The organism is Microbacterium sp. Leaf320 (genome assembly GCF_001423485.1).
Lineage (GTDB): Bacteria > Actinomycetota > Actinomycetes > Actinomycetales > Microbacteriaceae > Microbacterium.
Genome location: NZ_LMOD01000004.1, coordinates 239082 through 251695 on the forward strand (window position 1 = coordinate 239082; position 12614 = coordinate 251695).

At 69.3% G+C, this 12614-nt stretch carries 10 protein-coding genes; 2 read left to right on the forward strand and 8 right to left on the reverse strand.

Translation table 11 applies throughout. The annotated features are described in order from the left end of the window. Positions 1 to 7: 7 nt before the first annotated feature. Positions 8 to 760, forward strand: coding sequence for an AAA family ATPase (locus ASF63_RS14745; RefSeq protein WP_056515640.1), 753 nt, complete (start codon positions 8 to 10; stop codon positions 758 to 760). On the opposite strand, the gene hrpB is transcribed toward ASF63_RS14745, so the two are convergent. The 4 genes from hrpB to ASF63_RS14765 form a co-directional block, all read right to left on the reverse strand. Continuing rightward, positions 757 to 3318 carry an ATP-dependent helicase HrpB gene (gene hrpB / locus ASF63_RS14750; protein ID WP_056515645.1) on the reverse strand — a complete coding sequence of 854 codons (2562 nt, stop codon included), beginning with the start codon at positions 3316 to 3318 and terminating at the stop codon, positions 757 to 759. The genes ASF63_RS14745 and hrpB overlap by 4 nt on opposite strands. 190 nt (positions 3319 to 3508) lie before the next feature. Further along, positions 3509 to 5113: an SPFH domain-containing protein gene (locus ASF63_RS14755; RefSeq protein WP_056515648.1), complete on the reverse strand. Its 1605-nt coding sequence runs from the start codon at positions 5111 to 5113 to the stop codon at positions 3509 to 3511. A 125-nt stretch (positions 5114 to 5238) separates the two neighbouring features. After that, positions 5239 to 5667, reverse strand: a complete 429-nt coding sequence (locus tag ASF63_RS14760) for a MarR family winged helix-turn-helix transcriptional regulator (RefSeq protein ID WP_056515650.1) — start codon at positions 5665 to 5667, stop codon at positions 5239 to 5241. 205 nt (positions 5668 to 5872) lie between these two features. Beyond that, positions 5873 to 6436 carry a TetR/AcrR family transcriptional regulator gene (locus ASF63_RS14765; protein WP_056515653.1) on the reverse strand — a complete coding sequence of 188 codons (564 nt, stop codon included), beginning with the start codon at positions 6434 to 6436 and terminating at the stop codon, positions 5873 to 5875. A 78-nt stretch (positions 6437 to 6514) separates the two neighbouring features. Here ASF63_RS14765 and ASF63_RS14770 point away from each other — a divergent pair, with 78 nt between their 5' ends. Next, on the forward strand, positions 6515 to 7651 hold the full coding sequence (locus tag ASF63_RS14770) for a zinc-binding alcohol dehydrogenase family protein (protein ID WP_056516294.1): 1137 nt from the start codon (positions 6515 to 6517) through the stop codon (positions 7649 to 7651). Between the two features lie 113 nt (positions 7652 to 7764). On the opposite strand, the gene ASF63_RS14775 is transcribed toward ASF63_RS14770, so the two are convergent. From ASF63_RS14775 to ASF63_RS14790, 4 genes are all read right to left on the reverse strand, one after another. Then, entirely contained in the window at positions 7765 to 8454 is a 690-nt protein-coding gene (locus ASF63_RS14775) for a GntR family transcriptional regulator (protein ID WP_235560808.1), read from the reverse strand. Positions 8455 to 8606: 152 nt separating this feature from the next. Beyond that, a complete protein-coding gene (locus ASF63_RS14780; protein ID WP_056515658.1) occupies positions 8607 to 9830 on the reverse strand; it encodes an acyl-CoA dehydrogenase family protein in 1224 nt (407 codons plus the stop codon). Next, positions 9830 to 11056 (reverse strand): acyl-CoA dehydrogenase family protein, encoded by a 1227-nt coding sequence (locus tag ASF63_RS14785; RefSeq protein ID WP_056515662.1) that lies wholly within the window; start codon positions 11054 to 11056, stop codon positions 9830 to 9832. Before ASF63_RS14785 ends, ASF63_RS14780 begins: the two co-directional genes overlap by 1 nt. After that, complete coding sequence (locus ASF63_RS14790) at positions 11053 to 12549, reverse strand: LLM class flavin-dependent oxidoreductase (RefSeq protein ID WP_157534386.1); 1497 nt, start codon at positions 12547 to 12549, stop codon at positions 11053 to 11055. Before ASF63_RS14790 ends, ASF63_RS14785 begins: the two co-directional genes overlap by 4 nt. Positions 12550 to 12614: the final 65 nt, after the last annotated feature.

Sequence of the window (12614 nt, forward strand, 5' to 3'; positions counted from 1 at the left end):
GGAACCCATGGAATCGATCTGGGCACCCGGCAGCCGTCGTCGACGTGAGCAGCCGGTCGTCGCCGTGCGAGCGAGCGACGACGCCCCCGAGCCCGGTCGGGTCTGGCCGACGAGCATCCCCGCCGTGGCGCAGGTGCTGAAAGAGGGGATCGATCTCTCTCCCGGGGTGACCTTCCTCGTCGGCGAGAACGGCAGCGGCAAGTCCACGATCGTCGAGGGCATCGCGATCGCCTACGGTCTGTCGCCCGAGGGCGGTTCGAAGTTCGCGAGGCACAGCACACGGCCCACCGAGTCGCCGCTGTCGGAGTGGCTGCAGCTGCAACGAGGCGTCGGAGCCAACCGCTGGGGATTCTTCCTGCGGGCCGAGACGATGCACTCGTTCTACACCTACCTCGAAGAGAACCCCTCGCCGCGGGGAGATGTGCCGTTCCACGAGATGAGTCACGGCGAGTCGTTCCTCGCCCTCCTCGAGAGCCGATTCGACGAACCGGGCTTCTACTGTCTCGACGAACCCGAAGCAGCACTGTCGTTCCAGTCGACGCTCACCCTCATCGCCGTGCTGCAGCGCATCGTCGACGAGGGCGGTCAGGTGCTCTGCGCCACCCACTCGCCGGTGCTCGCCGCGCTCCCGGGGGCTCGGATCCTCGAGGTGGGCGACTGGGGCATCCGTCCCGCCGAATGGGGTGATCTCGAGATCGTGAACCACTGGCGCTCTTTCCTGCAGGACCCGCCGCGCTACCTGCGGCATCTGCTCGACTAGGGCGTGCCCCGCGCGGAGCGATTCTTGGTGTGCCTGGTCGGCACCGCGGCCCAGGGGTCCTCGGGCCACGGATGCTTCGGGTAGCGCCCGCGCATCTCGGCGCGCACCTGGGAGTACGGGCCCGACCAGAACGAGGCGAGGTCGTCGGTGACTGCGAGCGGACGCTGTGCGGGGGACAGCAGATGGAACAGCACCGGCACCCGTCCGTCGACCAGCCGCGGCGTCTCGGCCCAACCGAAGCACTCCTGCAGCTTCACGGCGACGACAGGGCGCGCGGTCGCATCATCGTGCGGCGGGTAGTCGATGCGGATGCGGGAACCGGTGGGCACCTCCAGCCGGTCAGGGACGAGGTCATCGAGCCGTGCAGCCTCGGGCCAGGGGAGCAGTCGGCGAAGAGCCGACGCCAGATCCAGACGGCTCGCGGGCGCGCCACCCGCGAGGGCGTCGAGCTCAGGCGCCAGCCAGGCATCGAGCGTCGCGGTCAGTCCGGCATCCGACACATCGGGCCAGGGGTCGCCGATCTCTCGTCGCAGCAGAGCCAGACGGCGGCGCAGGGCGTCTGCACCCTCGGACCATGACAACATGCCGAGCCCGTCTCGCCGGATCGCCCGGCGCACGGCATCCCGTCCCTCCTGGGCCGATGCGCGCACCGGTGCCGAGGAGCGCAGGATCGCACCGATGCGGCGCTCGCGACGAGCCTGGACGCGGCCACCGACGAACTCCGCCTCGATGCGGTCGGTCATGAGGTGACTCGCGGCGCTCTCGATCTGCGCCTCGGTGAGCACGGCCGCGGACCAGATGATCGCACCGGAGCCCGCTGCCGCACGGGCCGAGGCACGCGCGACGTCGGCGACGGCGAGCCACTCGACCGCTGCCAGCGGACCGCGCACGCCTGCACGGGTTCCGGATGCCAGCACGAATGTCGCACCCTCGGCGGTGCGCTCGACGCGGTGGGCGATCCGCTCGGGGAAGGCGAGAGCGATCACGAGGCCGACTCCGTCGAGGTCCGAACGGACGCCCGGAGTCGGGCGGACCATACGCTCGAGGCGATCGGCGTCGCTGCGCCACCTTCGGGCATCCGGTGCCCGACCGCCACGAAGGGCGATGATCGCCTGGGCGACGTCGGCCTCGGCGATGCGCAGATCACCACCCAAGAGTGCGACGACCTCGGCCGCGAGTCGCGCCCCGACCGCCGGGCTCCCGTCGCGGAGAGCGCGGGCGAGCCGCGGATCGGTCGGGATGCGCGCCAGGATGCGGCCCTCCGTGGTCGCTCGACCCTCGTCGTCGATCGCGCCGAGACCCTCGAGCACGGCGAGCGCATCGGCCAGGTTCGGGGCGGGCAGCGGGTCGATCATCCGCAGGCCGGCGCCGCCGGGCGCGCCCCAGCAGGCGAGCAGCAGAGCGGCATCCGCGAGATCTGTCACCGCGATCTCGGGGGCCGGACGCACAGGAGCGGCCGCGTAGGTGCGCTCGTCGACGCAGCGGATCACGGTGCCGGGGCCCTGGCGGGTGGCGCGCCCCGCGCGCTGCACGCATGACGAGCGGGAGGCGGCGGTGGTCACCAGACCCGTCATGCCGCGCGCGGCGTCGCGCTGCGGGTGTCGAGCGAGGCAGCTGTCCACGACCAGGCGCACACCCGGCACGGTGAGCGATGACTCTGCGAGCGATGTCGTGACGATGATGCGCGGAGCGGCGTCGGGCGCGCGGCCGCGGATCACGGCATCCTGCTCTGCCGCGGGGATCTGACCGTGCAGCTCGCGCACATCGAACGCGTCGCTCGCGGTGCGGAGGCGCCGGGCGATCTCGGAGACCTCGCGCGCGCCCGGAGCGAAGACCAGCACGTCGGCCCGAGGGGCGTCTTGGGTGAGCTCCCTGGCAGCGTGTGCCGTGGTCGCGGCGACGTGATTGAGGAACCCCCAGGTGACACCGCGCTCATCGAGTCGAGGCACGGGGCTCGGCGCCCAGCGCTCGGTGAGAGGGAAGGCGGGGACATCGTGGTCGACGATCGGTGCGGGATGGTCGTCGGTGCCGAGGACGGCCGAGATGCGAGGAGCATCGAGGGTGGCGGACATGGCGATGACCGTCAGGTCATCGCGCAGCTCACGCACCTCAGAGAGCAGGCCGATCAGCAGATCGGTCTCGAGTGCCCGCTCATGCACCTCGTCGATGATCACAGCGCTCACGCCGTCGAGTCCTGGGTCGTCGAGCATCCGCCGCAGCAGCACGCCGGCCGTGACGAACTCGACCAGCGTCTCGGGTCCGGCGGAGCGTTCGCCGCGGACGGTGAAGCCCACGCGGGTGCCGAGGGGCGTGCCGTCGAGGTGGGCGAGTCGCCGGGCGGCCGCGCGAGCGGCGACGCGGCGGGGCTGGGTGACGATCACTCGCCCGGTCGTCCTCGATGCGACGAGCGGCGGCACGAGTGTGGTCTTGCCCGTGCCAGGCGGTGCGCTCACCACCACGGACGCACTGGCGTCGAGCGCTGCGGAGAGGTCATCGACGGCGGCCGCGAACGAGAGCCCGGCGCCGATGGCGGGGAGGTCGAAGGCGGCGGGCGTCATCCGTCCAGTCTGCCGCGACGAAGTGTGGCGTTCACAATTCAGCACGGCGATCCTCGGTGGGTCCGAGAAAACGATCCCGGATCACGGACGTCGTGATCCTTGCTGAATAGTGAACGGCGCACACCCGAGATGCAGACGACGGATGCCGCGACCGATTCGGCCGCGGCATCCGCTGTGTGCTGTGTGCTGACTACTCCGCTGCGGGAGCCGGCGGTGCCGGCGGCGGCGGGGTGGTCGGGGCCGACTGACGCTGAGGCGCGGCGGTCGGGGCGGATGCCGCGGCCACGCCCTCGCCGATGCCACGGCCGACGGCCTGACCCTGGATGATCGATGCGAGGTCGAGCCCGGTGGCTGCGCTGACGCTGTCGAACACCGACTTCAGCGCTTTCGCGCTGTCGGCGCCGACGACGTTCGATGCCCCGTCTTCGCTCGAGCCGCCGATGATCGAGACGTTCCCGATCGCGGCGTAGCCCTTCGAGAACTCGGCCATGATCGACGGCAGCACATCGAGCACGCGCTGCGACAGGAATGCGTCCTGGTTGGAGGCGATGGCCTTCGCCTCTGCCTCGACGGCTGCGGCTCGCGCTTCACCCTCGGCACGGATGGCGTCTGCCTCGGCGTTCGCCCGCAGACGGCGGGCCTCGGACTCGGCCTCGGCCTGGGCGCGCAGCGCGTCGGCCTCACCGGTCGCACGGGCGATCGCGGCTGCGGCCTCACCGTCGGCCTTGGCCTTGTCGGCCTGTGCCTGCTGCTCGGCGATGCGGGTGCGGGCCTCGGCCTGCTTGACCTGCTCGATCGCGCCGGCCTCGGCCGCACGCTCACGCGTGTAGAGCTCGGCCTGTGCGCGGGTCTCGGCCTCGTACCGCTGGGCGTCGGCGACGCGCTTGACGTCGGCGTCGAGCTGAGCCTGACGGTTCTCGGCCTGCTGCTGCAGAACGGCCTGCTGAGCCTGCTCGCGGGCGAGGTTCTCGGCCTGCTCAGCCTCGGCGCGCGCACGGCCGATACCGGCGTTGGCGTTGGCGGTGTTGGTGTCGAGAGCGGTCTGCTCGACCAGGTTGGCTTCCTGGTTGGCGATGTTCTTCTGGTTGATCGCACGGTCGGCGTTGGTCTGCGAGATCTCCGCCGACTGACGCTTCGCCTGGATCTCGGGAGCACCGAGCGACTGGATGTAGCCGACCTTGTCGGTGATGCCCTTGATCTGGAACGAGTCCAGGATCAGACCCTGCTCGGCGAGCTCCTGCGAGACGTCGGCCGCGATCTGGTCGGAGAACTTCTTGCGCTCGCGCATGAGCTCGACGACCGAGAGCGTCGCGACGATGCCGCGGAGCGCACCTTCGAGCTGCTCGGTGGTGAACTGCTCGATGGCCTTGTCCTGTGAGGCGAAACGCTCGGCGGCGCGGCGCACGAGGATGGGGTCGGAGCCGATTTTCACGATCGCGACGCCGTCGACGTTGAGTGTGACGCTGTCGAGCGACTGGGCCTCGGCGTTGAGCGAGACCTGGCGTGAGCGCAGCGAGATGATCTCGTGGCGCTGGGTGATGGGGTTCACCAGCGACTTGCCGTTCACGATGACCGTGACGGGCGACTCCGACATCTCGTCTCTGGTCGAGCCGTCCGCTCCGATGACCGCGCGGGCCACCTTCTGCTTGCGTCCCGAGATGACGAGCGCCTCATCGGCGCGCGCGACCTTGATCCAGCTGCGTGCGAACAGCAGCAGGATGAGAAGGACGACGATAGCGATGGCTATGCCGATCCCGACGATGATCAGGATGCCGACGATTCCGGCGATCTCCATGGATGACCTCCCTGGTTCCCCCCGAGGGGGCGGTCTTGGATGCCGGCGCGGCCGCGCGGGCGTTCACGCTCCACCCTGCCAGAAAAGCGCAGGGGCCGTCGGGGCTGCAGACCGGAGGGCGAGGGTCAGCGAGCCCGGAGCTTCTCGGCCAGGTCGCGGAGCGTCTTCAGCTCGGCGTCGTCGAGGCGCGACATCCGCTCGGCGATGGATCGTCCGTGCACGGTCGCGATGCTGCGGAACGCCTTGGCGCCGGCATCGGTCACCCTGATCAGTGCGCCGCGTCCGTCTTCGGGGTCGGGGCACTTCGAGACCAGGTCGCGGGAGACCATCCGGTCGATCAGTCGCGAGACGCTCGGCTGGCTGATGAGCATGTTCGCCGTCACGTCGCGCAGGCGCGCGGACATGCCGGGGGAGCGAGTGACGGTGAGCAGCACGTCGTACTCTGCCTGGCCGAGATCGGTGTCCTCGAAGTCGGCGTTCATCTCGGTGAACAGCTCGTGCTGCGCGCGGAACAGGCTCTCCCATGCCTCGAGGGCGAGCTTGCGATCGGTCATGGGAACAGCGTACTGGCAACAGTAAAGGGCCGGTCGGAGAGGCTCCCGACCGGCCCTTGTCCCTTGCACCAAGAGTGTCCTGCAATCACATGCGGTGTATGCCACAGCAAACATTCACCGTGCGATCACTCTATAACGGCGAGATAACGAATGCAACGGTTTGGTCACGAAAATGTTCGGGGTCTGTGATCAGCCGCCCCTCGGATCATCCGTCGATGCAGTCGCGGATGTCGTTCCATGCGGACTCCATGCACTCTTCGAACAGAAGATCTGGCGGCCCTTCGAGCCACCGTTCCATCGCCAGGTCGAAGCACGTCACGGCCACAGCTGCCAGCGTGTGCGATTGCCGAGGTTCGGTGCCGCGCTGAATCAGGGATTCCTCGATCGCGCGGGCGAGGTGATGGCGTTGGAGAAGCTCACGCTCGTGCAACGCAGGCTCGCTGTGGACGACCTTGTGCCGACGTGCGATCGGCTGCCGCCAGTCCTGGATGCCACGAGCCGCCGCGGCGAGCCCGGCGCGCACCGTTGCCGGCGCCGGGCTCTCGGGAGGGGTCGACGCCATGAAATCGCTGACCGCGTGCGGAAACTCGCGATCGCGGAGGAACAGGACATCGCGCTTGTCCGCGAAGTGCCGGAAGAACGTCCGAGTGGTCAGGCCGGCCGCTTCGGCGATCTGCGGCACCGTCGTCGCAGAGAACCCCTGCCCTTCGAAGAGGAGTATCGCCGCAGCTTCGAGCCGCAGTGCAGCATCCGGTGACCATCGTGGCATCTGACCATGATGTCATGACGTGTCGTCACCTGTACAGTGATGACACGAGATGTCATCGAACGCGAAGAACGGACGAGTATGAACGGCAACACCGCGGCATGGATCGATTCCCCCTACGCCGACCTGGTGGTCCGAGACGCGCCGATGCCCAGGATCGGTCCCGGTCAGCTGCTCGTCGAGGTGCGCGCGGTCGCGGTGAACCCTCTCGATGCGATCATCCAGTCCAACGGCGCCGTCATGTACGGCTGGCTGCACTACCCGGTGATCCTCGGAGAGGATGTCGCGGGCACCGTTGTCGGGGTCGGCGCCGAGGTGACGAACTTCGCGGTCGGTGATCGCGTCGTCGGTTATGCGATCGGCTTGGAGAAGGGCAGGGATGCGATCGCCGAGAGCGGGTTCCAGGCCTACGTCGCTGTCGATGCGGGCCTCGCCGCCATTCTGCCGGACGCCATGGCCTTCGCGGATGCTGTCGTGCTGCCCCTGGCGGTGTCCACGGCGGCTGCCGGTCTCTTCGAGAGCGAGCAGCTCGATCTGAGCTACTCGGGCCTCGGGAACCCCGAGCCACGCGATGAGGTCGTCGTGGTGTGGGGCGGTGCGACCGCTGTCGGCGGCAACGCGATCCAACTTGCTCGAGCTGCCGGCTACCGCGTCATCACGACGGCATCCGTCCGGAATCACGACCGAATGAGCCGACTCGGCGCAGAGGCCGCATTCGACTACCACGACCCCGAGGCGGTCGACCGGATCGTCGAGGCGGTGAACGGATCCGTTGTCGCAGGCATCCTCGCGGTCGCAGTCGGGTCGGCAGAACCCTGCCTGCGTATCGCGCGTGCGACCGGCGCCACGCGGATCGCGATGGCGAGCCCTCCGGTGTCCTTCTACGAACAGCCCCGTCGACGCGGCCTCTCCCTGGCTCGGATGCGCCTGTTCCTGCGCCTCGGAATGCGAACGGCGCTTCTGCAACTGCGCAGCCGTACCCGAGGAATCCGAGCCTCGTTCGTCTGGGGGAGCGCTATCGCGACGTCTCCCGTGGGCCCCGCCGTCTGGGTGGACTACCTCGGCGCAGCCCTCGAATCGGGCCGTCATCGTGCCTATCCGAAGGCCCGCATCGTGGGGGAGGGGCTTCCCGCGATTCAGGGGGCGGTCGACGCGCTTCGCGTCGGGGTGTCCGCGCAGAAGCTCGTCGTCACCCTTGAGCCGTCGCTGAGGAACTGACCCGGTGTCGCCTCACGTCCAGGTCGGGCGGTGAAGAGGCCCGCGAATGCGCGGTGGTCGACGGGCAGAACGAATGAGACCGACGCCGACGCCGACGCCGACGGGGCCGGCGGCTACTTCGTCGCCCAGGTGGCCGGAGCCCACTGCGTGTCGTAGGGGAGCGGCAGGCGGTGCATCTCCTCGAAGGCCAGCTCGGCTGCGATCGGGTCCTGGGCGGTGATCGCGGCGTCGAACCGCTGCCAGCAGTCGCCGAGGAGGTCCCAGTTCGGCTCACGCGAGTCGATCGTGAGCTGCACCTGGAACGTCAGTCGTGCGACGGTCTCGATGGCCACCCCTTTGAGCACGGTGTTCGGGCACAGTCCGATGATCGCGCGGTACACCTCGAGCGCCGCGTTCATGTGCCCGCGTCGATCGTGTGCGGTGACCGCGTCGCGGGCCGCCTCGATCACTGCGCGCAGCGCGGGGTTCGCCGCCGGATCGAGGGTCGGCACAGTGACGCGCACGACACCGCCGAGCACGACGCCGAGCGTCTGGATGTTCGCCTCGACCACCTCGGGGTGAGCGTCGACGACCTTCGTGTGCGCCTGCGGGACGATCTCGACGAGCCCGTCTCGCTGCAGGTTCATCAGCGCATCGCGGATGGGTGTGCGCGAGATCCCCAGCCACTCCTGCAGGGCGACGTCGTCGAGGTGCTCGCCCGGCTGGAAGGAGCCGTCCATGATCGCATCCCTGATGGCGTCGTACGCCTCATCCTTCAACAACCGACGCTTGAGCTCGGGCTTCGACGAAATGGGAACCGGCACTGAGGACCTCCGCATGCGGTGTGCGCAGCGCTTTCTCGGCGATGCGCATGGCTCTGATCGGGCTCCAGCGCCGGATCGAGTGTGAACGACATCCATTCTAGAGTATTAATCCTGCGCGTATCAGGATCATCCCGGGCCACCCGCGAATCGACTCAGCTCTGCAGCGACGCGCTCCCCGCCGGCACCTTCGACTCTCCGACAGCCCAGACGAAAACCGGGGTCCGACCGTTCACGGCGTGGTCGCCGAGCTGGCGCGCCTTGAAGATCCACGGGTTGTGCGACGACACCGTGCGGGCGTTGCGCCAGTGCCGGTCGAGTGCGGTGCCCGACCGCACGGCGGAGGCGCCGAGCGTGTCGAACAGCCGCGAGGCCGCACGCGGTACCAGGTCGGTGAGCACGATCTGCGCCTGGGCGGACCCGAGCTCCGCCGCGACGACCGCATCCTCCGTCTCCGGCGTGCCGAGCACGTCGGCCGCATGCTGCACGGCCCGGGCGACGTCGAGCACGAGCGCTCTGGCCGTCGCCCTCGTCGCCGTCAGCTCGCCGACGATCTGGAGCACCTGCGGGTCATCGGACACGCGGTTCGCACTCCCGTGACTGTAGGTGCGGGTGCGCGCACGCACCTGCGCGACGGTGTCGCGCTCGATCGCCGCCGCGATCCCGGCGAGCACCGACAGCAGGGTGAGCTGATACACGGCCGTCTGATACGGGAACCGTGACGTGAACGGCTCGACGTCGTCGTCGTCGACGCTCGCGTCGGTGAAGACTGCCGTGCCCGTTCCCGTCAGAGGCTGGCCGAAGCCGTCCCAGTCGTCCGAGATCTCGACGCCCTCCTGGTGTCGCCGGATGAGGGCCGTGACGGTCTCGCCGTCGAAGTCGACGGTCGCGTCGATCCACTCCGAGAAGATGCTGCCGGTCGTGTAGAACTTGCGACCGTCCACTCGCCACGTGCCGTCCGGTCGTCTGGCCACCCGCGTCGCATTCGTGCCGACCGCAGCCGCCCCGTTCTCCGACCACGCATTGCCGACGAGCTCGCCGCCGACCAGTCGGTCGATCCACCGTGAGCGTCGCTCACTCGGTGACGCGGCCAGGATGTGCTCCACGTAGGCGATGTGACCCCGGAAGATCTGCGGAAGATTCGAGTCGGCCGTGGCGAGCTCGATGAGCACCTCGGCGAACGACGGCCAGTCGAGTCCGAAGCCGCCGTCCTCGACCGGCACTCGAAGCCTGCCGAAGCCGGCGTCCCGCAGCTTCTCGACCTCGACGAACGGCAACTCGTGGCGCTGCTCTCGGGTGACCGTGCCTGCCGCGATCTCGTCGAACAGCGGGCGGAAGCGAACCAGTGCGGCCTGGAGCCGCTGCGTCTGCGCGACCATCAGGTGTACAGCGAGATCGGCTGCAGCTCGCCGTTCAGCGTCCAGGCGCCGACCTCGAGCTTCTTGTAGTCGATCGGATCATGCAGCGAGTGCGTGCGGACGTTTCTCCAGAACAGGTCGAGTCCCACGTCGGCCCGAGCGGAGCTGGACCCGGTGATCTCGAAGATCCGGTTCGCGACCTCGATGCCGACCTCGGTCGAGACGACCTTGACCTTGGCGACCTCGATCGCCAGCTCGCCGCGGCGCTCGGCCGTGACGGCATCTCCTTCATCGACGACCTCGTCGAACAGGCGGCCGGCGCGGTCCGCCAGCGCCTCGACGGCCGCGATGCGAGAGGCGAACTCGCCGACGACGCGCTGTACGAACGGGTCGTCGCGGTACGAATCGGCCTGGCTGAGGAACCAGGCGCGCGGACGCGCCCGCACGAGGTCGAGTCCGCGGGCGAGCGCCCCCTCGGCGATGCCGAGATACAGGTTGCCGAAGGCGAGCTGGATGCCGGGGGTGATCAGCGTCGAGAACGGCTCGTCGCCGAGCTCGCCGAGCACGTCTTCAGCGGACACGCGCACGTCTTCGAAGTGCACCGATCCGCTCGCCGACAGGCGCTGCCCGAGCGCATCCCAATCGCCGAGATAGCGGATGCCGTCGCGGTCGTGGTCGAGCACCACGAACAGCACCTGACCGTCGCGCTCGCCGCCGCGCACCAGCGCCGCAGCCAGCACCACGTCTCCGGCCGACGCGCCGGTCGAGAAGCGCTTGAGGCCGTTCAGTCGATATCCGTCGCCGTCTGCGGTCAGCTCGAGATCGGGATCCGTCGGATTCACGGAGTCACCCCACACCCAGCGCCCCTCGGTGGTCTTGCGGTGCCAGGCCTCCTGCACCGACGGGTCGGCCGCGAAGCCGATGTTGCCCGAGTTGATGTAGTGGTACGCGAGCACCTGGGCGACCGAGGCGTCGGCACGCGACAGGATGCGGATGACGAGGAACGCCGTCTCCCAGTGCGCTCCGCCGCCACCGAACTCGGCCGGCTGCAACAGCGTCACAAGGCCCGCATCGCGCAGCAGGTCGAGTTCGACCGTGGGGTCGTCGTTGGCCCGGTCGCGCTGCAGGGCGTCGGTGGCGAGCTCTGCGGCGACGCGCTCGGCGACTCCGCGCCAGTGCGCGCGCTCCGCGGCATCGGCCGTGCCTGTCCACCGGCTGCGGTTCGTGGTCTCTGCGATGACGCTCATCGGGCGTCCTCCTTCTCGGTGATTGCGGTCAGGTGGTCGAGATCGGCGCCGTCGCCGGGGGTCGCGGCCGCGGCATCCACCAGCGGGCCGCCGACCGTGCCGTCGAGAGCGGACGCTCCGCCGACGTAGGCGCCGCGATACGAGTGCGCGGGGTGCCATTCGGGCACGACGGGGGAGCCGTCGCCCGAGAGCCGTCCTCGCAGCGTTCCCTCGGGGTAGTCGTCCCAGGTGCGTCCGCGATGGCGCAGCTCGGGCACGAGGTGTTCGACGATGTCCTCGAACGATCCGGGGGTCACCACGTAGGCGATGTTGAAGCCGTCGACGCCACCGACATCGACCCAGCGCTCCAGCTCGTCGGCGACCGTCTGCGGACCCCCGACGATCACAGGGCCGATGCCACCGATGCCGACGTAGTGCGCGATGTCCCGGGGCGTCCACTTGCGATCAGGGTCGGCCTTGGTGAACACCGACAGGGCGGATCTCCCTGCGTCCGTGTCGACGTACTCCAGGGGAACGTCGGGGTCGTACTGCGAGAGGTCGAGTCCCGTCCACCCGGCGTAGAGCGCCAGCGCGCCCTCGACGGAGACGTAACCGCGGTAGTCCTCGAGCTTCGCCTGGGCCTCCTCGTCGGTCGCGGCGACCACGACCGTCACGAGCGTGAGGATCTTGACCGAGTCGCGCGGGCGGCCGAGCGCCTCGGCGCGGTCGCGGATGTCATCCGTCACAGGACGCGTCGCCTCGGGGCGCAGGCCGTTGATGAAGATCGCCTCGCCGTGCTTCGCGGCGAACTGGCGCCCGCGGGGCGATGCGCCCGCCTGGAACATCACGGGGGTGCGCTGCGGGCTGGGCTCGGCGAGGTGGATGCCGGGAACACGGTAGTGCCGGCCCTCATGGCCGATCGGATGCACCCGGGCCGCATCCGCGAAGACGCCAGCCTCCCGGTCGCGCAGCACCGCCCCGTCTTCCCACGACCCCTCCCACAGCTTGTACGTCACGTCGAGGAACTCCTCGGCGATCTCATAGCGGTCATCGTGGGCGATGAGCGCGTCGAGCCCGAGGTTGCGGGCCGCGGAGTCGAGGTAGCTGGTGACGACGTTCCATCCCACGCGGCCCCGGGTGAAATGGTCGAGCGTCGAGAAGCGGCGGGCGAGCGCGTACGGCTGCTCGTAGGTCGTGGCGACCGTCACACCGAATCCGAGGTGCTCGGTCGCGTGGGCCATCGCGGAGATCTGCACGACCGGGTCGCCGAGGGGGACCTGCGTCGCATCGCCGAGCGCCGTGGCCGCCGAGTCGCGGTAGACGTCGTAGGTGCCGAGCACGTCGGCGATGAAGATCGCGTCGAATCTGCCGCGCTCCAGCGTCTTCGCGACATCGACCCAGTAGTCGAGATCGTGATAGCGATCGGCCTGGTTGTCGGGGTGCCGCCAGAGCCCAGGGGCCTGGTGCGTCACGCACGTCATGTCGAAGGCGTTCAGGATGATGCGACTGGGCACGGTGCTCCTCTGGAGGGTAGGGACCTCGCGACCATAACCATTCGAGCCGCGCGATGTTGCGCCGG